Origin of the sequence: Taibaiella koreensis (assembly GCF_003545715.1) — a bacterium.
GTDB classification, from domain to species: Bacteria; Bacteroidota; Bacteroidia; order Chitinophagales; family Chitinophagaceae; genus Taibaiella; species Taibaiella koreensis.
In genome coordinates this window covers 616,368-640,287 of sequence record NZ_QVNU01000003.1, presented here as the reverse complement: position 1 = coordinate 640,287, position 23,920 = coordinate 616,368, and the positions used below count along the sequence as shown (strand labels likewise).

17 protein-coding genes are annotated in these 23,920 nt (G+C 50.0%); 8 read left to right on the top strand and 9 right to left on the bottom strand.

Translation table 11 applies throughout. The features are described 5' to 3' along the window. Positions 1-29: 29 nt before the first annotated feature. The gene (locus tag DZK30_RS12765) at positions 30-1,034 is read right to left on the bottom strand and encodes a glycosyltransferase family 9 protein (RefSeq protein WP_118974505.1); all 1,005 of its coding nucleotides are present in this window, start codon (positions 1,032-1,034) and stop codon (positions 30-32) included. Positions 1,035-1,173: 139 nt separating this feature from the next. On the opposite strand from DZK30_RS12765, the gene DZK30_RS12760 reads away from it, so the two are divergent. Beyond that, complete coding sequence (locus tag DZK30_RS12760) at positions 1,174-1,674, top strand: hypothetical protein (protein WP_118974504.1); 501 nt, start codon at positions 1,174-1,176, stop codon at positions 1,672-1,674. Then, positions 1,671-2,423, top strand: a complete 753-nt coding sequence (locus tag DZK30_RS12755) for an oxygenase MpaB family protein (protein ID WP_118974503.1) — start codon at positions 1,671-1,673, stop codon at positions 2,421-2,423. The genes DZK30_RS12760 and DZK30_RS12755 overlap by 4 nt, the downstream gene beginning before the upstream one ends. Positions 2,424-2,521: 98 nt before the next feature. On the opposite strand, the gene DZK30_RS12750 is transcribed toward DZK30_RS12755, so the two are convergent. The 4 genes from DZK30_RS12750 to DZK30_RS12735 all read right to left on the bottom strand — a co-directional run bounded on the left by DZK30_RS12750 (position 2,522) and on the right by DZK30_RS12735 (position 10,666). Continuing rightward, entirely contained in the window at positions 2,522-3,562 is a 1,041-nt protein-coding gene (locus DZK30_RS12750) for an adenylate/guanylate cyclase domain-containing protein (RefSeq protein WP_118974502.1), read from the bottom strand. Positions 3,563-3,659: 97 nt separating this feature from the next. Beyond that, positions 3,660-6,440 (bottom strand): sodium-translocating pyrophosphatase, encoded by a 2,781-nt coding sequence (locus DZK30_RS12745; protein ID WP_118974501.1) that lies wholly within the window; start codon positions 6,438-6,440, stop codon positions 3,660-3,662. 146 nt (positions 6,441-6,586) lie between these two features. Next, positions 6,587-6,979 (bottom strand): gliding motility-associated C-terminal domain-containing protein, encoded by a 393-nt coding sequence (locus DZK30_RS12740; protein ID WP_118974500.1) that lies wholly within the window; start codon positions 6,977-6,979, stop codon positions 6,587-6,589. A gap of 186 nt (positions 6,980-7,165) precedes the next feature. Next, positions 7,166-10,666 carry a hypothetical protein gene (locus DZK30_RS12735; RefSeq protein ID WP_118974499.1) on the bottom strand — a complete coding sequence of 1,167 codons (3,501 nt, stop codon included), beginning with the start codon at positions 10,664-10,666 and terminating at the stop codon, positions 7,166-7,168. Between the two features lie 200 nt (positions 10,667-10,866). Here DZK30_RS12735 and DZK30_RS12730 point away from each other — a divergent pair, with 200 nt between their 5' ends. Continuing rightward, positions 10,867-11,358: a hypothetical protein gene (locus DZK30_RS12730; protein ID WP_118974498.1), complete on the top strand. Its 492-nt coding sequence runs from the start codon at positions 10,867-10,869 to the stop codon at positions 11,356-11,358. Between the two features lie 126 nt (positions 11,359-11,484). Here the strand turns inward: DZK30_RS12730 and DZK30_RS12725 are convergent, their stop codons facing one another. Both DZK30_RS12725 and DZK30_RS12720 read right to left on the bottom strand, forming a co-directional pair. After that, positions 11,485-13,581 carry a protein-disulfide reductase DsbD family protein gene (locus tag DZK30_RS12725; protein ID WP_118974497.1) on the bottom strand — a complete coding sequence of 699 codons (2,097 nt, stop codon included), beginning with the start codon at positions 13,579-13,581 and terminating at the stop codon, positions 11,485-11,487. Positions 13,582-13,698: 117 nt separating this feature from the next. Further along, on the bottom strand, positions 13,699-15,330 hold the full coding sequence (locus DZK30_RS12720; RefSeq protein WP_118974704.1) for an ArnT family glycosyltransferase: 1,632 nt from the start codon (positions 15,328-15,330) through the stop codon (positions 13,699-13,701). 101 nt (positions 15,331-15,431) lie between these two features. On the opposite strand from DZK30_RS12720, the gene DZK30_RS12715 reads away from it, so the two are divergent. From DZK30_RS12715 to DZK30_RS12705, 3 genes are all read left to right on the top strand, one after another. Further along, a complete protein-coding gene (locus DZK30_RS12715; RefSeq protein ID WP_205529428.1) occupies positions 15,432-16,709 on the top strand; it encodes a hypothetical protein in 1,278 nt (425 codons plus the stop codon). Positions 16,710-16,926: 217 nt separating this feature from the next. Continuing rightward, complete coding sequence (locus DZK30_RS12710) at positions 16,927-17,133, top strand: cold-shock protein (RefSeq protein ID WP_118974496.1); 207 nt, start codon at positions 16,927-16,929, stop codon at positions 17,131-17,133. Between the two features lie 204 nt (positions 17,134-17,337). Beyond that, a complete protein-coding gene (locus DZK30_RS12705; RefSeq protein WP_118974495.1) occupies positions 17,338-18,735 on the top strand; it encodes a phosphoglucomutase/phosphomannomutase family protein in 1,398 nt (465 codons plus the stop codon). Here the strand turns inward: DZK30_RS12705 and DZK30_RS12700 are convergent. Then, positions 18,732-19,700 (bottom strand): sensor histidine kinase, encoded by a 969-nt coding sequence (locus DZK30_RS12700; RefSeq protein WP_118974494.1) that lies wholly within the window; start codon positions 19,698-19,700, stop codon positions 18,732-18,734. The genes DZK30_RS12705 and DZK30_RS12700 overlap by 4 nt on opposite strands. Positions 19,701-19,706: 6 nt before the next feature. Then, positions 19,707-21,674 carry a vWA domain-containing protein gene (locus DZK30_RS12695; protein ID WP_162903055.1) on the bottom strand — a complete coding sequence of 656 codons (1,968 nt, stop codon included), beginning with the start codon at positions 21,672-21,674 and terminating at the stop codon, positions 19,707-19,709. A gap of 141 nt (positions 21,675-21,815) precedes the next feature. On the opposite strand from DZK30_RS12695, the gene recR reads away from it, so the two are divergent. Then, positions 21,816-22,445, top strand: a complete 630-nt coding sequence (gene recR / locus DZK30_RS12690; RefSeq protein ID WP_118974492.1) for a recombination mediator RecR — start codon at positions 21,816-21,818, stop codon at positions 22,443-22,445. A 77-nt stretch (positions 22,446-22,522) separates the two neighbouring features. After that, positions 22,523-23,401 (top strand): T9SS type A sorting domain-containing protein, encoded by an 879-nt coding sequence (locus DZK30_RS12685; protein WP_118974491.1) that lies wholly within the window; start codon positions 22,523-22,525, stop codon positions 23,399-23,401. The last annotated feature ends 519 nt before the right edge of the window (positions 23,402-23,920 follow it).

Below are 23,920 nucleotides of genomic sequence, written 5' to 3'. Positions count from 1 at the left end.
TGAAGATGAACAATAAGAATCAGTCCGGCTTACTGCCACAATCGTTGCACCTGTTCGGCTATCGCCGCTACAGGGATATCATTCATGCAACGGAAATGCTTCCGGGGACATTTATGGTAGCCGATCTTGCTGCAAGGCCTGCAGCCAAGATCTTTCACTTCCATTATCACAGACAATTGCGATACGTTTTGGTTTAAATTGTTGAAGCCATAATAAGGGAACATACCCATTTCCGGCGTCGTATTGCCCCATAGCGATACGACAGGCTTTTTAAAGGCGGCTGCTATATGCATGAGGCCTGTATCGTTGCTCACCACCACTTTTGCCCGTTTTACCAGGTCGGCCGACTCGTTAAGATTAAACTTGCCGCAGGCATTGTACACCTTTGCCGGGTCGGCGGCCACGATCTCGTTACCGGCATCGCGGTCTTCTGGTCCGCCCAGCAGGATCAACGGGTAAGGACATAAGGCTACGAATTCTTTCCAGCGCGCCACCGGGAACTGCTTGGTGAAGTAAGAGCCGCCGATCACGCAGCCAACAAAGCCGGCCCAGTGTCCCATGGGAATATCGTCCTGCTTTGTCTGTAGGTTTTCGGGAATAAAGTAGTCCATTCCTTCGCCATCGTTCTTCAGCTTCAGCGGCTTCATGCCTTCAAAATAGCGGTCGACGATACTTTTATCGGGCATCACGTTCCATTTGAAATTCACGTACAGCCATTTCCTGAAATTGAGCTTATTGAAGGTGAGCGACGGCGCTCCCAGCGCCTTTTTCACCCGCATTGTCCTAAGGTTCCGGTGCAGATCAATAACATAGTCAAAGGTATGCTGTTTCAGCCCTGCGATGGTCTCGTTAAGATCCTGCTCCAGGGTATGGATTACGTCGATATAAGGATTGGCTGCGATTACAGGCTTAAATTGTTGCTTGACCAGGAAATGGATCTCGGCCCCGGGATACTGGCGCCGCAACGCGCGCAATACCGGCGTGGTGAGCACGATATCGCCTATGGAAGAAAAACGGATGAGGAGTAATTTCATGAAAGAATAATCGCTGCAAAGATAAAAGGGTCGTTTTAATAATGCAGACAGGCCATACAGAAGATGTGTGATTTTTTTTGGCGATCTGTCAAAAACAAAGTTACTTTGTAATAGAAAGTACTTTTTAATTAATAATCCAATGAAAAAACAGGAAAGAACGATACGATTATGGTTGCTGTTGTTCATGGCGGGGCTACTGCTGAGCGGCATTACCGCCTTTGCTGTAGAGACGGGGCTGCACTGGCTCCTTTCTTTCGGATCATACAACACGGCATTATACCGTTGGCTGGAAGAGAGCTACCAGGCAATCAGCGCTACCAACAAGGCTTTTCCCGCTATCGCCTATGGCTACGACTGGCTGGCATTTGCGCACATCGTGATCGCCACGGCTTTTATAGGACCACTCGTGGATCCCGTGCGGAATATATGGGTAGTACAGTTTAGCTGCCTGGCCTGCCTCATGATATTTCCCCTGGCATTTATAGCCGGCAGCATACGCCACATTCCTTTGTTCTGGCGACTCATCGATTGCTCCTTCGGTGTGCTGGGCCTGGTTCCCTTATTGATCTGCTATCGCAAAATACGCCGGCTTGAGGCCAGCCGGCGATTACCTGTACCCACTCATTCCCTGCGTTCATGAAATATTTTGTACCGCCCGGCTCCATTGTACGGACCATATGGGGGCAATCGGATACTGTATTGTTTATTTTTGCCGGCGCCGCAGCGGAATTTGCACTGAACAAAGCTGTAGACTGGCTCTATTTTACGGGCAAGCTTCCCGCCGATCCTATAGGCCGGCTATTTTCTACGGTAACTTATGCCCGCCAGATCATTTTTGCCACCGAAGACGAGGCTTATGCCGCCATCGCACGTATCCGTCAAATCCATACCGGCGTTGAGCAGAGCCGGGGCAGCGCGATACCCGACTGGGCTTACCGCGATGTGCTGTTCATGCTGATCCACTATTCGCTGGCTGCTTTTGAGCTGCTTGAACGACCTGCCACCCCGGCAGAAAAGGAAACACTGGCGGCTGTTTTCCTGCAGGTGGGCGAGAGAATGGGTATCACAGGATTGCCAAAGGATGAGGCCAGCTGGCGCCAGGCCTACCAGGAGCATCTTTCGGCCAATCTGCAATACAGCAAGTATACAACCGATCTGTACCGGCAATACCGCAAGCACCTGGGACCATTGCGCTATCATTTCCTGCTGCAGGTACAGCTGCGCCTGGTATCGCCTATCCCGCTCAGGCTGCTGCCCTTAAAGCCTTCAGCTTTTACCGGGCTGCTCCTTGACCTGTACCGCAAAGTCCACATACTGCGCTTTCTGCGCGCCGTCCTCATCCCGGCACAGTATAAGGCGCAGGTACGGCAGCTGGATGTCAAAGCCTGACATAGCGTTGCAGAAAACAGGATCAGGGATCAGGCACCGGAGAAGATCAAGCAGTAACCAACCGAAGCGCAGGCGTATCATAAAATACAGCGTAGTACTCAGGCGCCTTTGAGCTGTACACTATACACTTTCAGCGACTGGTATTTGCCCTTCAGCTGCACGTCGCCGATCAGGCCCAGCGCAAACTTTTTGTTACCGGCTATGGGATTGAAAATGCTCTCGGAAATGAGCAACTGCTGGCTATGCTGGTTGCACAAGCCCTGTATACGGGAAGCCGTGTTCACTACATCGCCATGATAAGCGATCTCGGTCTTCAGTTCCCCCACTTCGGCAGCTACTACCGTTCCCGAATGGATGCCGGCTTTGAACAGTGGTTGTACCCCAAAGGTCTCCAGGAAATAATCTTTTTTGCGCAGCAGCGCATTGGCAAAGGCGAAGTAAAAATTAACGCATTGACCATAGTCAAAGTCTTTATTGACCTTCCAGGTCACCACGACTTCGTCGCCTACAAATTGGTATACATGCGCCGAGAAAGCGCTGATAGGCTCGGTGAGCTCTATATAACAGGACTGAAGGAACTGGCTGTACAGCAGTGTATCCAACGATTCGGCTATCGTTGTAGAAGCGGTAAGATCGAGGAACATAAATACCCGTTTCTCTTCTTTCGGATTAAAATATTTACCAATAATGTATTCAAACAGCACTCCGGGCCCGAATTTCTTGTTCATCTGCAGGATAAAGTGGTACAAAAGACTGCATACCGAGAGGTAGAATAAAGTGACCAGGCTGGCGCTGGAAAGGCTGTATTGAATGGCAAACGCCAGCGTATTACCCACGAGGCTTGAACCAAAAATAACGGCGCCAAAAAAACAGACGTAGATCACCGTATTGATAAGCACGGTGCTGAAGAACGCCCTCCGCTTGAGTTTCAGGCTTAGTGAAGAAGAAGTAAAAACACCAAAAAGAAAACCGATGACAATGCTGTCGAAGGTAGCGAGGAAAAATATTTCCCCGTAATCTATCTTCCCGGCAGCATCGCCATCGATCCCTATAAACCGTAGTATAATATAGCAGTGGCAGGCCAGAAGCCAGTATACCACCGAAAACAGTATGTATTTAAGCCTGTTACCGAATTTCATTATGCTGATGAAGATAATACTTAAAAATAATGGTTGTTTATCTACATTGCAAATGATGAAGAAATTATAACAGTTTCTTTGTTTTAATATGAAAAAATCATTTCCGGGATACCTTCACATCGATACGACGGTTCATCGCCTTTCCCAGTTCTGTGCCGTTGTCGCCTACCGGGAATTCCTGTCCGTAGCCATCGGCTTCCAGGCGGGAAGCATTGACCCCCAGTGCCACCAGGCGGCTCTTTACGTGTTCCGCTCTTTCTTTGCTCAGCTTCAGGTTGCCGGCGGCATCGCCGGTATTGTCAGTATAGCCGCCGATCTTCAGCCCCACCTCTGGATAGGCCTTAAGGATAGCAACGATATTGCTCAGTTGCTCTTCAGATGAAGGCTTCAGGGTGGACTTGCCGGTTTCAAATTGCAGGCGGTCGAAAGAGATCCAGTTAGCGCTTTTATTGGCTTCATCTATGGTACCGTTATGGATAAAGTCGACCAGCTTACGCTCTACGCTTTGCTCACCCACCTGCAGCTCGGTGTTGTCTTTTAACTTCAGCACGGTAACGCTACCGAGGTCGGCGACGAATTCATTATCGACCAGCTTACCGTTACGCTCTGTTTTCACCGTGGCGTCGGGCGTTTGGGTTACCGTTTCCTGCTGAACGTTAACTTCCGTACCCGGCGCTACTGCCGTACCCGCTGCAGCCAGCTGCATACGCGCTATGCTGGCGGTACGTTGCTCCTGTATTTTGCCGGCATATATATGCGACAAGGTAGGCGCGATCACCAGGCTCACGATGCTCATAAGCTTGATAAGAATATTCATTGAAGGGCCGGAAGTATCTTTAAAAGGATCGCCCACAGTATCGCCCGTTACAGAAGCTTTATGCGGCTCCGATTTTTTATAATGGGTCTCGCCATTGATCTCTACGCCCTTTTCAAACGACTTCTTGGCGTTGTCCCAGGCGCCGCCGGCATTGTTCTGGAACATACCCATCAGCACACCGCTAACGGTAGCACCGGCCAGGAAACCGCCCAGCACTTCGGGCCCCAGCAGGAAGCCGATAGCTAGTGGCGACAGGATGGCAATAGCGCCGGGAAGCATCATTTTGCGGATAGAGGCATCGGTGGAGATGGCTACGCATTTCTCATATTGTGGTTTGCCGGTGCCTTCCATAATGCCTGGTATTTCGCGGAACTGGCGGCGTACTTCTTCTACCATAGCCATAGCAGCTTGTCCTACGGCTTTGATCGCCAGGGAAGAAAAGATAAAGGGGATCATACCGCCTACGAAAAGGCCGGCCAATACATCGGCCCGGTAGATATCGATACCGTCAATCTTGGAGATGCCCACAAAAGCGGCGAACAGCGCCAGGGCGGTCAATGCCGCAGAGGCGATAGCAAAGCCCTTACCAGTGGCAGCTGTAGTATTACCTACAGCATCGAGGATATCGGTCTTTTCACGCACCTCACCGGGCAGTTCACTCATTTCGGCAATACCACCGGCATTGTCGGCTATAGGACCGAAGGCATCGATAGCCAATTGCATAGCCGTGGTAGCCATCATACCCGCTGCTGCGATCGCTACACCGTAGAGACCCGCAAAGGCATAAGAGCCATAGATACCACCCGCCAGCACCAATATAGGCAGCAAGGTACTTTCCATGCCCACGCTAAGGCCGCCGATGATATTGGTAGCATGGCCTGTTGCCGACTGGCGTATAATGCTGAGCACGGGACGCTTGCCCATGGCCGTATAGTATTCGGTAATAATACTCATAAGCGTGCCGACTACGAGGCCTACCACTATCGCACCGATAATGTCCATTTTCGTGAATTCATGTCCGCGCAGGGTCATCGTGTCGGGCATAATGCCGTTCACCAGGAAGAAAGCCATAATTGCCGTGAGCACAATAGATCCGTAGTTGCCCATGTTCAGCGCGCTTTGCACTTTGGCAGTGCTAAGCCCCGCATTTTCGCTGATGCGTACAAAGAAGGTGCCGATGATAGAAAGGATAATACCGGCGCCGGCAATAAGCATCGGCAGCAGGATAGGCGCGAGTCCATGGAAGCGATCGCCGGCCACGCTCAGGGTTTCCCGGCCCAGGACCATGGTCGCCAGCACCGTAGCCACGTAGCTGCCGAAAAGGTCGGCGCCCATACCGGCTACGTCGCCCACATTGTCGCCTACGTTGTCGGCGATGGTCGCGGGATTGCGGGGATCATCTTCGGGAATACCAGCTTCAACCTTACCTACCAGGTCGGCGCCTACGTCGGCCGCTTTGGTATAAATACCTCCACCCACACGGGCAAAAAGCGCGATGCTTTCGGCGCCCAGAGAAAAGCCTGTCAGCACTTCAATGGCTTTTTCAAGCGCCAATCTGTATTCTTCTGTATTGGGCTGATAAGCCGATACAAATTGCATATAAAGTACGATGAACAGACTTCCAAGGCCGAGGACAGCCAGACCAGCTACCCCCATACCCATTACGCTGCCGCCGGTAAAGGATACCTTGAGCGCTTTGCTCAGACTGGTACGGGCGGCTTCTGCGGTACGCACGTTGGCCTTGGTAGCGATACGCATACCAATAAAACCCGCCAGGGCGCTCATAACAGCACCCAGGACAAATGCCAGGGCAATACTCCAGTGCGAGTTGGCATTGCTGGAGCCCATAACGCCCAGCAGGATCGCTGCGAGCACAACGAAGTACGCCAGTATCTTGTACTCCGCCTTAAGAAAGGCCATCGCACCGTCGGCGATATACTTACTGATCTCTTTCATGCGGTCGTTACCGGCAGGCTGCCGGCCCACCCAACCGCTTTTGATCAGCATAAACAGCAATGCTACTATCCCGAAACAGGGCACCAGGTAAAAAAGTGAGTCCATGCTTAGTATTAAGTTTTTAGAGTTAAAACAAAAATAGTCGTATAAATGGAAAATCCATGCCATTTTTTACAGACAAATAAAAAAAGGCATGGTGTAATAAAAAAACCGCGCCTGGCGCGGTTTTCAAAATAACAATTCAAAAAATCTTAGCGGATCAGGGTTACTGTACCTTTATATGTTTCAACATAGCCATCGGGATAGCCGATGCGGATCACATAACCATATACACCCAGGGGCTGCACCTGGCCTTTGTAGGTGCCATCCCAGCCTTGCTTGGCATCGGTTGTACGGAAAAGGATTGTACCCCAGCGATTGAATACTTTGAAGTCGATCAGCTTTTCGTTGGTGATATTACATACTTTGAAATAGTCGTTTTGTCCGTCATTATTGGGACTGAAAGCGTTCGGTATCAGCAGTTCCTTTCTGGCAGCCGGCGCCGGCACGTTGCCCGGCATAGACCCGACGTTGATCGTCTGAGCCTTGGCCGCCAATGGTAACAAGGCAAACAACACAAGCACCAGGTGAATATATTTCTTCATTTTCGATAATTAAACGATACAAAAGTAGACGCTTTCTTTCGAAAAAAAGTTGGGTAACAGAAAAACAACACCAAAATACATTCCGAATTAACACAAATTAACGCTTATAGCCATTTGTAACTGAAAAGATCAGGCTTTTCCCTGAAAAACAGTACTGGCAGGGCTTCCCGGAGCATATGCTGCCTGCTAGAAGTCGGTGCCGATGGATATGTACCACTGGAAATTGTTCCGGATGTTCCAGGCAGCGTCAAAACGAGCAAAATATCCAAAGAGCTGGGTCCTCACGCCTGCACCGTATCCGATGGCAATGCCGTTATCGGAGTAATTGGGTACGGCTACCGATACAATGGGATTGGATGGCGCAGGCGGCCAGGAAACCCGGTAGTAACGGTCCAGGTTCTCGGAAGTCGGCAACAGGCCTTCCCAGGCCGAGCCTATATCTACAAAGCCTACCAGTTGAAGGTGCTTCAGCAGCGAAGACTGTACCGGACGGCGCATTAAGGTGCCGAAGACCGGGAAGCGAAGCTCCGCATTGATCAAGGCATAAGTATTGCCATTTCTTGAATTTTGGGTATAGCCTCTCAGGTTGGTGGCGAGGGACTGGAAAGCATAGTCGTTCCTGCCCGAAGGCTGCAGGCTGTTGTTGAACTTGGGATTGACATCGTTGTCTACACCGCCCAGGAAATAAATGATCTTCTGGTTACCACCCGAGTGCGCACCGGCTACACGTACGGCGGCAATAAAGTTTTTATAGATCTTATGATAATAACGAAAATCGAAACCGAGATTGTAGAAGCCTCCTTTTTTGTTGGAGGCATTGGTATCGATTCCCGTGGTATAGGTATTGTTGGAATAAAGCCTGTAGCTATATTCAGCGAAAAGCTTGTAACGCAGACCATTCCATATATTCAAGGTAGGATTGCGCGTATCATCGTAGACAAACTCGGCGCGGCTCATGACCCAATATTGTTTCGTATTGGGCAACGCCAGCCCAATGGGATCTTTGGCCTTAATAACCAGCCGGTCTTCGCGGCCACTAAAGTGCAGGCGAACGCTTTTTACTTTGTCGAAAGGATAGCTGACACTCCCTTGTACCAGGGTAGTGATATTCTTGCCGGGCTCGGTAAAGATGACAGGCTGGGTGGGGTCGACGGAGAAGCTATAGTTGTTCTTTGTTTCCTGGCGGTAGAAGATAAGGCCCCAATCTACCCTACGCCGGAAGTTCTCAAACTGCAGGAAGTAGGTAAGCCCTGAGAAATTGACGGGAATACGCAGCCCTCCGGTAAACCGGTAATCCTCCAGCTTATCTACAAGGCTGGCGGTGATCATTCCGGAAATAGGCGTGTTGGCATACTGGCCCAGGGTATTGTCGTACGACTGGTAACGATTGAAAATAATGCTGTTGTCGGCCCTGATACTGAAGAAGTCCAGCGTAAAGGAACGACGATAAGGCTGCGAGCGCATTTCGATGAAAGTACTGTCTACATATATGATCCGCTTGTTGAGGGCGCCATCGGTTTCGCCTGAAGCCGAAGTAATGGGGGGTTGGCTGGCCTCAGTACCGGCATCGGTATGGGTAACGCGCGGCGCCTGGGAAGAATCGGCGGGTTGGTTGAGCGTAAGCATATCGGCAAGCGTATTCGATTCTGCGCCGGGTTCTACTTTGGCCGAATCGGTCGGATCGAGCCGGCTTCTTCTCCCGAACTCATTTTGCAACTGATCGCCGGTGTTAATCTTAAAGTCATCATCCTTCTTCTCCAGGTCTGCCTTGTCCATCAGGTTTACCGGCATATTGGTTGCTGTGGCGGCTTTATTGTTGGCCACCCCATCGACAAACACAAGGGGCAACAGCTTTTTGATCGCAGCAGTGCCATCGGGAGCAGGCAATTCGATCTTGTGAAAAAACACCTCATACTCCTTTTGCCGCTGCACAACATCTGCAATTTTACCGCTGGCCGGGTTGTATTGCTGATAAAGGATGCTACGGCTAAAATTGGTCATGGGCACAGCATAGGCAGAGTCCTGGTTGTTGACATTGCGGGCAAACATTACGACAAAGCGGTTACGGACGCCATTTTGATCTGAGAGGAAAGCGAAGTGATCGCTGCCGTAGGGGATTGCCTGTACTACCTCGCCTTTTTTGCTATGGCTCAGCTGCATCAGGTCATAGCTTTTGGTAGTCGAATTATAAAAGAAAGCATTCATGGGCCCTGCCGGCAACTCGTTGGGCAGTGCGTTCAGATTGAGAAAAGGTTCGGGCCGGTTGCTCAGGAAAATAATGCCCTTCCTCGATCCTCCGCTTACAAATACCGGCGCCATATCATCCCAGGTATCATCGGTAAGCTGGTTCATGCGGCCGCCCTTCAGCCTGTATTCAAAAAGATCACTCTGCCCCTTTCTTATGGCCGATATGATGAGCATATCATCATCTTCCATGAAGGTGAAGCCGGTAATACGGTCGAAACGGGATGCCGGAACCCTAAAATCCTCTATTTTTCCTTTTATGGAATTGTATACGCGAATACGGAGCCGGTTCTTCATCTTGGATATGATACCCAGCTTAAACCCGGTATTGTTCCAGGCCAGAAGGGGATAATCGGGATCGTCATTCTCCCGGTAGTTCTTTACACCGCCGGAAAGGATCACCGAACTCTCTCTTTTGGCAATGCCATCGACTATTTTTGTTTTTTCAAGCACCACCTGATACTCGCCGAAGCGCCACCTTACGTAGGCAACATCGCCGCCTCTCGGAGAAACGGTAATATCGCGAATACGGCTTTCGTCGTTAGGCACTGCAATACGCGTCAGCAAATGCGAAGTATCCATCGGCTCAAATATCTGCTCTTCGAAGCCGTACCTTCCCTGGTAGTAGGTTACCAGCGAATCGTATGTTGCCTTCAGCTTCTGGTTGATAGTGAGCTTCAATGCCTTGTTAAGACTGCTTTTCAGCTGGGTAAGGTACAGCAGGTTCTTCACATTGTTCTCACCGTACTTAATGGCAATGTATTTCCAGAAGGCTTTACCCGCCAGCCTGGGATTGCGGTCGCCTATCTCGTCAAAGTGTATCTTGTCACCGGCCATCAGTATGTTCTTCCAGTCGTTATCGTCGTTGGTGGTCCAGCCATCTACCACGTAATCGACATAACCTGTGGTGACCCAGGGGGGCAAGTTGAGCAATACGGCGTTCCGCACCATTTCCCTGAAATTCTCGCCAAACATAAGCCGCTCCATCACAACCTGGGCCATGCCCTGGCGCAGCTGCCGTTTCAGATCGGCATGCTTGCCCGTAAAGTAGATCACCAGCTTATCCCCTACCAGGTTGACGGTACCGGCAGGATTATCGTTCTGCAGCTGAAGCTCGCCGTTCAGGCCTACGTTGGTCTGCTGGTACTCATCGTAAGAATTGTAAATAATAATGTTGAGCTTTTCGGGAAACAGCCCCCCCAATCTTCGTTCGATTGCGCTCACGTCCTGCTCGGCCTGCTCGGCTACATAACGGGCCAGATCCCGTCCTGCACGGTCGTAGTGGTAGATCTTGAAATGTGTGGCATCGTAAAATTTCCAATCGAATCTGCGGAACTGTACCCGGTTTTGACCGAATACCTCCAGGTTAGTCTGTGCAGAGGTTCTGATTCCTCCTCCCAGGAATATCAGGAGGCCAATTATGTATTTCAGCCGGTAATTCATTATGGAGCCCAGAATACTTTTATGTTGAATGCGGGATAAAAATTAACGTAATTTACACTGAAATTTTCGATTTTCCCTCTTTATAACGGTAGTAAAGCATATTAATTACGGCAAAATAATATAATCCGCAATTTTCTACAAGACGGGAACAGTTCTACAAAATAGCCATAATTTTAGCCTTTCAAAAAAACATCTCCATTATGACAGATTTCAACCAGTTCCACGAAAGCTTTAATCCCGATCCGCAGCTACCGGCCAAGAAAGTACCGGATATGCTCAACGTGCTGACTATCCTCACTTTTATCGGGTCCGGACTTGGGCTGCTTGGCGCCATATATACCTACTTCACAGTATGCAAGTCGATGGAAATGATGGCCAAGCTTTCTCAAAGCGATAATCCCATGGCCGGAATGATGAACGCGATGTCGGATGTGATGGCCCGGCAATGCGAGATGAAGCTGCCGGTTATGATCATTACGCTGGTGAGCGTAGCGCTTTGCTTCTTCGGCGCCATGCAAATGAGAAAACTGAAACGCAGCGGGTTTTTCCTGTACCTGCTGGGCCAGATCGCCGCTCCCCTGGCGCTGGTGCTCATGGGCGCTGCCGGCGGTAGCTTTGTTGCTGTGGCCGGGTATGTGTTCCCGCTCATTTTCATAATCCTGTATGCCACCCAGCTCAAGCATCTTAAATAAGCGCCGGAGTATAAGGTAAAAATATGCTCCCCTAAGTGATATACTATCCCGGATAAAAGAGCGCGCAGCCTTCGAAGGCTGCGCGCTCTTTTATATTAAAGCTGGCTGGCGCCAGGTATGCAGAGATTATTTCTTTTTGTAAGCACTCTTTACTTCCTTCATGATATCGAGAAAACGTTGCACATCCGGCACATAGCCGCCGGCTTTTTTCAGCACCTTCCCATCGCTATCGACAAAGATATAGAACGGCTGGCCCACTTCTCCGTAGGTATTCACCTCCAGGTCTACATTACGATCACCAAGCGTGGTGATGGTGTTACCATCTTTCGATTTATAGGCTTCCTTCTCAGAAAGCGAGGCTTTGTCATCGCAATAAAGACTGGCTACAATAAAGTCTTCGCTTAGCTCACGCAATACTTCCGGTTTGGATAGTACCGCGCGCTCCATTTTGCGACAGTTTACACAGCTATGGCCCGTAAAATCGAGCAGGATGGGTTTCCCGGTTTTCTTTGACGCAGCCAGAGCCTCCTCATAATCGAAGAATGCATCTACACCGGGCAGCTCCGATTTCAGGTTTTCCGTATACTTAACGGGCGATACTTCAGATAAGCTTTTGCTGCTGCCCGACACCTGCCCCCGTTTGAGACTAATGATATCATCGTGCAGGTTAAACTCGAGTGTCTTTCGTTCGGGCAACCAACCGCTGATGCCCGACAACGGCGCGCCCCAGAGACCCGGGATCATATATACCGTAAAGGCCAGGGCCGCAATGGCAAAGAACAGGCGCGTAACGGTAAGGTAGGGTTGACCAAACATATTCTTGGGTAGATCATCGTCGTGCGAAAACTTGAGCTTGCCCAGCAGGTACATCCCCAGTAGCAGCGATAAAACGATCCAGATACTAAGGTATACTTCGAAATCAAGCAGGTGCCAGTGGTATTGAAGATCGATATTGGATAAAAACTTCATCGCCATCGCCAGCTCGATAAAGCCCATGGTCACCTTTACGCTGTTGAGCCAGCCACCCGATTTGGCGATATTGTTGAGCAGGCCCGGGAAAAAAGCGAAAATCGCGAAAGGCAGTGCAATGGCTATACCAAAGCCCATAAATCCGATGAGGCCGCCGATACGGTTATGCGCCTGCACGATCTGAACGATAAGCCAACTGATGAAAGCAGAAGTGCAGCTGAAAGAAACCACAACCAGCACCAAGGCCATAAAGAAGATACCGCCAAAGCTGTTGGAATTGGCTTTGGTATCGAGCTTGGTGCTCCAGGATGCCGGCAGGGTGATCTCGAAAGCGCCAAGCAACGAGATGCCAAACACGACAAACACAGCGAATACAAAGAAATTGAACCAAATGCTGGTAGAGATCAGGTACATCGTATTCTCCTTGAAGAAGAGGCTGATGAGCACACCAATAAGAGAGAAAATACCGATGATGGAAAAGGAATAGAAAAGGGCGTTCCGGATACCGGTAGCGCGGTTCTTGCTGCGCTTGGTAAAGAAGCTCACAGTAATGGGCAGCATCGCATAGATGCAGGGTGTAACAAATGCCGCGAAGCCAGCGCCAAGACCCGTGAGGAATATGGCCCACAGCGACAGCTCGCCGCCCGAGGCAGCGCCGCTTTGCGTTCCGCTACCGGTTGTTGCAGTAGTATCCTTCTTATCCTGCTTTGTGAGCAGGGTTTCTTTCGTGCCCGCATCTACGGGCGTATCTGCTGCGGTGGCTGTATCCGGGATTACAGCAGCAGTGGTCGCGAGACCTTCTATCTTCAGCTGGAATTTTTTAGTGGCGGGCGGCAGGCAAAAATCTTTGCAGGTCATGAAGGAAACCGTACCGTTGAGCGTCGTATTGGCCGAAGCGACAATCTTCTGGGTATAGACAACCTTCTTTTCATAATACTGGATCGAATAGCCCAGCTCCTTGATCTCCTCGTTGATGGGCTTACCATCGGTTTGCAGCTTTCCTGCGAGGCGGATATTGGGATTCCTGGCAAACGTAACTTTCGTAGGCACTTCCGATCCGGAGCCATCGCCACCGGGAGTCGCGGTATAGATGTGCCACCCGTCTATTATTTTTGCTGTTACTACGGCATCGAAAGTACTGTCACCGGTCTTTTTAATGTCATAGGTCCACTTCACCACCTCATCTACCGACTTCTGGGCAAACAAAGGCATTCCGGCGAACAGGAACGAAAGCAATAATAATAAACGCTTCATTTATGGGATGATTAATAAAGAATGAAAGAACCGGATTTTTTAGGGTGGTGCAAAATACAAAAATTAGGTAATAAAAAATGACATTTATATGTGGTTAACGGGCGCACAGCAATACCGCTATTGTTTTCTTTTATAAAAAACATAGCCGTTGCGTTCGCCAATTCGCATCAGGTTGGGATGCTTGTCATATTCGGCCGCAGAAGTGATCTTGGCGATAAAATAACAGGGTTTGTCTACTTTCCCGTTCAGCATCCAGCCTCTTTTGTCCTTATAATACTCCGGATTGGTCGATGGTTGCTTGGCCGAATAGAAGAGATAACCGTAGCTGGCAAAATCCAGAGTCTGCAGGTAAACATCCTTGCCTGCAAAGCTCTTGTAGTAATCAACCGCCGCTTTTTGAGAATAAGCTTCGATCTTGGGCACAAAATGGGTCATGGTCACCTGTATAATGACGAGCTGAAGCCCCAGCAAGAGCAGCATGCCTTTCTGGAACGAACGACGGGCCAGGATGAGCGCCACGATGATGCCCGCGAGGTATAGCAGGCCAAAAAGACATTCAGCATAGCTCCAGGGAACGGCCGCCTGCAGGTTGGCCACAGCAAAGGGATCGTCGAACAGGGGTATCAGCTTTTCTTTATGGATACCAACTACGGGCAGCAGGGTGATCGCTACCGCAATAAGAATCCCTATCGCTGCCAGGAAAATGGTAACGATCTTTTTCAGATTGATCTTCCGCTCGTCCAGCCGGCTAAGTTGTATCGCCGCCAGGAAGGTAAGCGGGAAATAGCAAAGCGACGAATAATGCACGATCTTGGATTGCACAATGGAGAACAGGACCAGCACTACCCAGAACATGATCCACATCCACCGGATAAAGTCTTTCTCTTCCTTACGGACTACCGTAGCCGCAGAACGTTTCCCCGACTGGAACAGCAAGGCAGAAGCAGGAAAACAACCGATAAGCAGCACGACAACGTGATAGTAAATGGGACCGCCATGCCCGGCATCTTCGGTCATGAACAGCCGCACCTGGTACTTGAGGAATTCGCGGGTGAACCATAGCCCGTTCTGTATCATATCGACGCCAAACCACAGGAAAGCGGTAACGAAGCAAGCCAGGGCCAGCACCAGGAAAGAATACCATTTATAGCCCCATAAACCTTTGTTGAGGATAACGTAAATGCCGAGGCTGAGGCCGGGTACCAGCACTGCGACCGGCCCCTTGGTCATGATCGCCAGGCCCATAAAGATGCCGCCCAGCAAGGCATGCAGCAAGCCGCGCTGTCCGTAGCGCATAAGGTATACCTGGTAAAAGGAGAGGAATATAAACAGGTTGAAAGTAGGATCGATAATAGCCGTTTTGAAGTAAAAAGCAGGCAGCCAGCTCGTTGTATAAATAGCGACCCACCACCAGGCCATGCGCTCGCTCACTATCTTTTTGCCCACATAGAACAAGGTGCACAGCGTTACGATACCCACGACCGCATTGGGAAAACGTGCGGCAAACTCATTGACGCCGAAGACCGACATGCAGGCCGCCTGCATCCAGATAAACAGGGGCGGCTTCTCCCAAAAGGGTTGAAAGTCGACCTGTACCCGCATGTAATTTTTGGTTACCAGCATTTCCCTGGCGCATTCGGCAAAGTTCACCTCATCCCAATCGAAAAGGTGAACATGTCCCAGGAAGGGTATGAAGAGTATGGCTGCGCCGAGCGCGATCAGCAATTGCTTGACGAGATCTTGTTTCATGAATGAGGCAAAAATAAGGATAAAGGCCCGCATAATGGGATAGCTTCCCGTATAACAGCCCGGCAACAATTATTTTCGGGCGCAATCGTTATCTTGCAGGTATGCACAAGAAACTCCTGATCCTGCTGCTTTCGCTTGCTGCGGCCTGCACACCCTGCATCGCAGGTAAGGTCTATATTCCTATGAGCGCCGACAACCAGGGCAATCATCTCAAAGCTTACGGCATTGCCTTCCTGGCCCTTAAAGCCGGTATGCCGGTAGACTGGCTGCTGAATTACGACGGCGGAGCCTTCGCCATGGACCAGAATGCCGAGATAGAGAAGACCTGTAAGTTGCGTGGAGTCGACTATACCGTCATGGCCGACGCCCAGTACGACGGCATCCTGCAAAAAATTGCCGACCCCGACTTCAACGGCGATGTGATCAAGCTGGAAAAGGCGCCCAAAATAGCCGTATACACCCCCAAAAGCAAGCTGCCCTGGGATGATGCGGTAACTATGGCCCTCGAATACGCCGAAATCCCCTACGATAAGGTTTATGATGACGAGCTGCTCGATGATAAGCTGCACGAATATGACTGGCTGCACCTGCACCACGAGGACTTTACCGGCCAGTACGGCAAGTTCTGGTCGCAATACCACGGTGCTAAGTGGTATGAGGAAGATGTAAAATTGCAGGAGGCTATGGCCGCCAAGCACGGCTTCAGGAAAGTATCCCAGCTGAAGCTGGCGGTGGCCAAAAAAATACAGGGTTTCGTAGCGGGGGGCGGCTATCTGTTTGCTATGTGCAGCGCCACCGATAGCTACGACATCGCGCTGGCAGCAGAGGGTGTCGATATCTGCGATGTGCCGTTTGACGGCGATCCGGCCGATCCCCAGGCCCAGCAGAAGCTGAATTTCGGCGCCTGCTTTGCTTTTAAGGATTTCAGGCTCAATACCAACGTTATGGACTATGAGTATTCCGATATCGACAATGGCCCCCCGCCACCAGGTACCCGCAGGGTTGACCAGAGAGTCGATTACTTTACCTTGTTCACTTTTTCGGCTAAGTTTGACCCTGTCCCCACCATGCTTTGCCAAAATCACACGACTACCATAAAAGGCTTTATGGGACAAACGACTGCTTTTCATAAAGAAGTACTCAAAAGCAATGTGCTGGTCCTGGGAGAATACAAACCGGAGAATGAAGCGCGCTATATCCACGGCGAATACGGCAAAGGGACCTTTACTTTCTATGGCGGCCACGACCCTGAAGATTACCAGCATATGATCGATGATCCCCATACCGACCTTTCGCTACACCCCACCTCGCCGGGCTACCGGCTTATCCTCAATAATGTTTTGTTCCCGGCGGCAAAAAAGAAACCGAGAAAAACATAAAGCTTTCTTTATGAATAGAATATCCATACTTTACCTTAAGAAGACAAGCATTTATGCTGAGAAAGCGGTCCGCAACAGGTAAAAACCTGGTTTTTAAGCTGTAAATCACCTATTATCAGAAAGTTAAATTCGCATATTTTTTTACAAAGAGGCTGCACTTTTTGATCGATAAATCTATATCTTTGATATCCATATTTATTCATTAAATTTTTTTACAGTGGAAAAAGAAAAATTCCAGGGAACAGTAAAGTTCTTCAACTCAGAAAAAGGCTTTGGTTTTATTAAGAGCACCGCCAGCAAAGAAGATGTTTTCGTTCATGCTACCGGTGTCATTGATGAAATTAAGGAAAATGACCAGGTTGAATTTGAGCTGCAACAAGGTCGTAAGGGTATGAATGCAGTCAATGTCGTAGTAGTACGATAGTCGAGTATATAGATACCAACCTTAAGCTATGCTAAGTCCGGCCCCGAGCCGGACTTTTTTTTGCCCTATCCTTCAACCATCGCCTTTTTTTAACGTTAGCGCCACATAGCTTTGCCGGACAAGACCTTCCCGTCTGGCTTTTTTCCTTTTCTTTGCATCGTTATTTTTCAAGAACCTGTTCAAAATCTTTTCTAAAGCATAACCATGGACATAATCAAATTCGGTACCGATGGCTGGAGAGCGATCATCGCCAAAGACTTTACGGTATACAATGTTGCAAGGGTATCGCAAGGTCTGGCTCATTGGCTCCGGCAATCGGGCAATGAGGCACATGTGGTCATAGGGCATGATTGCCGTTTCGGCGGCGCGCTTTTCGCCGCTACGGCAGCCGGCGTATTGTGTGCCAATGGCATTAAAGTATCCCTGGCAAAGGGTTTTGTGAGCACCCCTATGGTATCCCTGGGTGTTAAGACCCTCGGCGCGCAGCAAGGCGTGGTGATCACCGCATCGCACAACCCTCCCGACTATAATGGCTATAAGCTGAAAGGCCCCCATGGCGGCCCTACCAGCCCCAAAGATATCGCCGCCGTAGAAGCCCTGATACCCGACGCCGTAACCGTTCCGCAAACATCGCTGGAAGAATGGGAGGCCAAGGGCATGCTGCAATATGTAGATCTCGAGCAAATGTACCTCGATTACCTGCATACCAAATTCGATCTCGGCAAGCTGGACAATGCACCCTACAAGCTGGCTTATGATGCCATGTACGGCGCCGGCCAGAACGTGATTCGCCGTACGCTGCCCTCTGCCGTATTATTGCATTGCGATTATAATCCTTCTTTTAAAGGCACCCCACCCGAGCCGATCCATAAAAACCTGGGCGAGCTGTCGGAAACCATGGCCCGCACGCCTGAGCTGAAAGTTGGCCTCGCCACCGATGGCGATGCCGACCGTATAGGACTTTATGATGAGGATGGCCACTTTGTTGATGCCCATCATATTATACTGCTGCTGATCCAGTATCTGCACCAATATAAAGGTCTCGGCGGCAAAGTAGTGATTGCCTTCTCGGTTACCGACCGCGTGAAAAAGATGTGCGCCGCTTATGGCCTCGAAGTGGAAGTAACGCCTATCGGTTTCAAATACATTAGCGAGAAGATGATCGAAAGCGATGTGCTGCTGGGTGGCGAAGAGAGTGGCGGTATCGCGATTAAGGGACATATACCCGAACGCGATGGTATCTTTGATGGGCTTATCATCTATGAGTATATGATGGAGACCGGGAAAACGCTGAAACAGCTGTGCGAAGAAGTATATGCGGTAACCGGCCGTTTTGCTTACGAAAGAAATGACCTGCATCTGACGGAAGAGCAGAAGCTACGCATTATGAAAGAAGCCGGCGAGGGTGTATACAAAGCCTTCGGCAGCTATAAAGTGGATCGCATCGAAACCATCGACGGCATCAAATATCATCTCGACAACGGCGGCTGGATCATGCTGAGGGCCTCGGGAACGGAGCCCGTGCTGCGCATCTACGCCGAAGGCAACAGCAGGGAAGAAGCGCTGGATATACTCGAGCAGGTGAAGCAAACGGTACTTTAAGCCCTGGGCACGGTGATCTCAAACACCGAGCCGGCAGGATGATTGTCCCTTACCAGGATAGCGCCCTTATCCTGCTGAATGATCTTGGAAGTGAGGTACAGGCCCAGGCCTGTACCTTTCGTTTTGCGGGAGTTCTCATTGCCCACACGGTAAAATTTACGGAAGATCTTCCGCTTTTCTTCATCGCTGATGCCGCAACCTTCATCGGCGACGCTCAGGATAAGATCATCGTCCTGTCGTGCCAGCTCCAATGTGACGGTGCTGCCTGCGGGCGAATATTTGACGGCATTCTCCAGCAGGTTGTTGATGGCAAGCTTCCACAGCAGGCGGTCGCCCTGTATAAAACAATCTTCTTCCAGCTTGATCTTGTAGCTATTGCGTCCGCGATGTTCGTAGGCCTGGATACATTCGGCAGCGATACCGGAAAGATTGATACGCTCCTCCGCAGGTGTGAAATGACGGCTTTCGATCTGTGAGGCCAGCAAAAGATTATTGCACAGATCGTCCAGACGGTTCGCCTCCTGTATACTTCTGCCAATGAGTTGTTGCTGGGTGTCCTCATCCAGCTTTCTGCGTGCCATGGTCTGCAGATTCAGTTTTACCGCCGCGATGGGCGATTTGAGCTCATGGGTAACAGAAAGAATAAAATTGGATTGCTGCCGGGACAATAAGTGATTGCTGCGGATCGAGGAATAGACAACGCCGGCGCCGATGAGGATAATAGCCAGAAAGGTAGCACCTTCGCCCAGGTATTGCCGCTTACGCGTATTTTCCCTTTCCCTGATGCCCTTTAATGCCTTCTGGTATTCCTGTGGCCGCGCCACACTGTCGATATGTGTATGCAACACATCAACCTCGTTGCTGACGATCAAAGCGCTTTGCCTGTTGAGACTGAGCCCCCAGAAAACAATAGCAGCTATAATATAGACCAGCAGCAGAAAGTAAAGAAAGGAGATCAGTCGCATAGGTTTCTATAATTCCAGTTCAAGTTTCGTGGTGGTGTTGCTTTTGATGCTGAACAGCTTTACTTCCGCTTTGGCCATAGGCCCCCCCCCGCCTTTGTAATAACGCACCTGATAGTTGCCCGGCTGCAGGTTGAGCTTTTGCAGATCGACCCTGCCGGCAATCATCATTTCATAAAAGGGAACAAAGGTCCGGTCGCCCATCTGGTACCAAAGCTGGATCTTACCCACATTGGTCTTGTTGGTGATCTGCATGGTACCTTCCTCTTTAATGGGAATACGCTTGTTGACATTGAATTCCAGGTCCATATTCAACAAGGTGGGCGGCATTGTCGTGATCTCTACATGGTAGTTATCCGGATCGTAGGGTAGCTCGTCATCGCAACCCTGGTTGACCACGGGACCATTCTCAAACCGTTTACTCACACGCGCCTGGAACTCTTTTACCGGACGATTAGGTGCTGTGGGATAAAAGAACGAAAGCGACCCGGCGCCTACTCTCATATAGTACTTTTTGTTCTTACCGGCTTCGATCACAATACCGCTCGCCTTGCTCCGGGAGCCGGGCATCTCAACATCATATGTACCCGGGTCCAGCTTGATGGGGTCCGGCTCTCCGTTGGTCACATTACGGTATATATTTTTGACCTCCCTGCCGGTTTTGCTATCCCTGATCACCATGCGGGGCTCGGTACGATAGGCTTTCCCCTGTCCGTTGGTAAAATAGATCTGCAAAGTGCTTTCTTTAGCTTCTTCCGTCTTGACCACATAAGTCAATGTCTCCTCCTTCCTGGGCGTGGACTCAATGGCATCGCCCACAGGGGGAGCCGGTTTCCTGGTCGCAGCCGGGGGGCGCACAGCTGTGGTCCGTGGCGGTGCAGTGGCACTGGTCCTGGGAGTAGGAGTAGAACGGACCGGCACGGGTGCGGGTGTTTCTTCTTCAATACGTATTGTCAGCTTCAGCGGCGGCACTTTCACCATACGCTCTTCTCCCGGTAAGGTAAACAGCAAGCCCAGGCGACCAGGCCGGGTGATCTGGGGAATACGGTCGATCGTTACCGGGGCGGGGCGGGCGACTATGGGTTCCGGTGTTTTCACCGGCTCTTCTTTTTTAACAATTACGACAGGCTCTTCTTTTTTAGCCGGAGCTACAGGAGCCGGCTGTACGGGTACGACAGGGCTGGCCGATACAGGTGGCAGCGACCGGCGGGTAATGGGCTCTCCTTTGGGCGCCTCGGCAGCAGTAACGGTCCGCTTCAGGCCGCCGGTCTTGATCGTGAGTATTTTCCGGTTATCGTTGATGATGGTATTAATCGCCGGTACTATATCCTTTTCCCTGGCAACGATAAGATACTTGCCCAGGCAAGCATATTGCTCGCGCAACGGTTCGTAATCGACCAGGCTAAGAATATAAGGTTTAAAGCTGATCTTTTTGGCCAGCAACGTGGTCACCGTGGCGCAGATGTCGCCGCCGCAGCTTTCGCCACCATCTGTAATCAGGATGATGCTGTAGGAATAAGCGTTGCTCTCTGTAAAGTCGTTTTCTGCTGTCTCCTTCAGCGACCAGGCGATGGGCGAATAGCCTCGGGGGACCAGGTATTTGAGCCGGGCCCTTATCTGAACCTCGTTGCTCAGACCAAACGGCACTTCAAGACGGGTATCGTAGCAGTTCTTGTCCTGCGCCGGGTACTGGTTACCAAACGCCCTTACCGCGAAAGCGACATCGGGATTAACCTTATGGATGCTGTCCACGATGGCGGTAATCAGCCGGGATGCGGCATGAAACCGGTTCTCGGTGGTGTTCCAGTCGCTCAGCATACTGCTCGAAGCATCCAGGAGAAATAAAATACGGGCAGGCTTTTGTACCTCGGGCTGGGCGTATAATTTGCCGGCGCAAGTGATCAATAACCATAGGACCAAAGCTCCTGTGCTGCAATGCAGGCGACGCCATACAACCTTCCGGCCGGGCTTTTTCAAAATATCGTTTTGTTTCATTACTATCCGGCTGCCAAATTACGAGGATTAGTTTAAAGATAGATCATAGCAGGCTCCGCCGCCGCTTTTGCGGCAGGTTTCGTTATCTTTGCCAGGACGGCCCGAGCGCCTCGGAATTACCATATGATATTTTCCTCCAGACTGATAGAAGATGCTGTTGACGCGTTTTCCCGACTGCCGGGCATCGGCCGGAAAACGGCTTTAAGAATGGTGCTCCACCTGCTTAAGGCAGACAAGGAAAGTGTAAACCACTTCAGCGATACCATAAGCCGGATGCGATCGGATATCTGCTTTTGCCCGCAATGCAATAATATATCGGACAGCGGTCTTTGCAGCATCTGCAGCAATCCTATGCGTGACCACACTATTATATGCGTGGTGGAGAACATCAGGGATGTGATCTCGATTGAAAGTACAAGACAGTTCAACGGCTTGTACCACGTACTGGGGGGGCTGCTATCGCCACTGGATGGCATAGGGCCCGACCAGTTGCAACTATCCAACCTGATCGGACGGCTTGATGAAGGCAGGATCGAGGAGATCATTATGGCGCTAAACCCAACAATAGAGGGGGATACTACCGTCTATTACATTAGCAGGCAACTGCAGGCCTACCCGGTCCGGATTACCGGTATTGCCCGGGGTGTATCCTTTGGCGGCGAGCTGGAATACACTGATGAGTTGACTTTGGCCCGGTCTATAGCGAAAAGATTACCTGTTGAAACATATGTTAATACTGAAAACAAAAATTAGAATGGTGTTGGAAATTATCCGAAATCTTTCCTACATTTGAAGCCTAAATTAAATTTTTATAAACAAAAAAGAAGACTATGAAACGTATTTACATGACGCTGGGATTGATCGCAGCAGCTGCTACAGGTGCAATGGCACAAAACAAAGCTATCGATTTGGGTATAAGGCTCCTCAACCCCGTTGACAACCAGACCTTTAACAATTTCGTTGTTGGTACTGACACCATGAAATATCAATTGGAAATTTCAAACAATGGCACTGACGCTGTAGCTCCGACAGATACATTGACAGTAATTCTGGACTTAGCTGCCATGGGTATTGCTCCTACGGGTTCTAATACAAAGAGTCTCTTGTCTATCGGAACTCCCCCCCTCACCATCGCTGCAGGAGGGAAAGATACTTTGTACTTCAACGTTGGCCAAGGTCGCGTGTTCCAGTTCACTTCAGGAAACAAGACTGTGAAGTATCCTTCCGATTCCAAAGTATGTACTTATGCTACTATTTTTGGATATGATCAGGATCTCGGATTCTTTAACGATCCTGGTTTTGATGGCGCTGCATATAATGCTGCTACTACCGCAGATCAACTGTATGCTGCTTTCTCTGGCAATAACCTTGACAATGTTGACAATATTAAATTCGGCTCTGGCGCTAATGACCTTTGCGGTGGCGTAGGTATCATCGAATTCGGCGGTGGTGCTAAAGAAGCCCTGAAAGTATACCCCAACCCTGTAATGGACAACCTGAACTTCGATTTCAACCTGGACAACGCTGCTAACGCCGTTGTACGGATCACTGACATCGCTGGTCGCACTGTTAAAACTCAGGATCTGGGTAAAGTTAGGGCCGGTGAGCACAAATTCTCTATCAATGTATCTAACCTGAACACTGGTATGTACATGGTTGAAGTTTCTGCTGATGGCAAACGCTTCGTAAGCAAATTCAACAGGAAGTAATTCCCGCTGATTAAAGTATAAAAAGCGCCTCGCAATGCGGGGCGCTTTTGTTATATGGTAGGCTTCTCTTGGTGAACATATCGAATCAATCGGAAAAGCTGGGGAAAAGGGAAGAGCTAATTTATGTGAATTGGAGTTTGCCTATATTAAGACCTAGGTGTGCATGCCGCCCGTAGGGGACAAAAAGCTTGTAGTTGAAACGGGATAAATCCACACTTCCTCTGTAGAAGCAAAATGGGGCAAGGTTATAAACATCATATATCTCAGCCGTCGTTCAGACCTCTACCGCATTCCGACCGGCAGCCGTACAAAGCGGCCCGTAACCTTCCCGACAGATAGTGGTACCTGAAACATAATACACCCGGGTTCTTGGGCATATCGAAAGGAGGGCTATAAAGATGGCCCTTCAACAGGCCCGGTAACGGTGATTGAGCTAATTTCGCCAGTTAGAAGCCACAATACAAAAATCCGATGTCGTGTATGCAAGCATTGGCTCAAAGGCAAAAGCCATGTAACGCT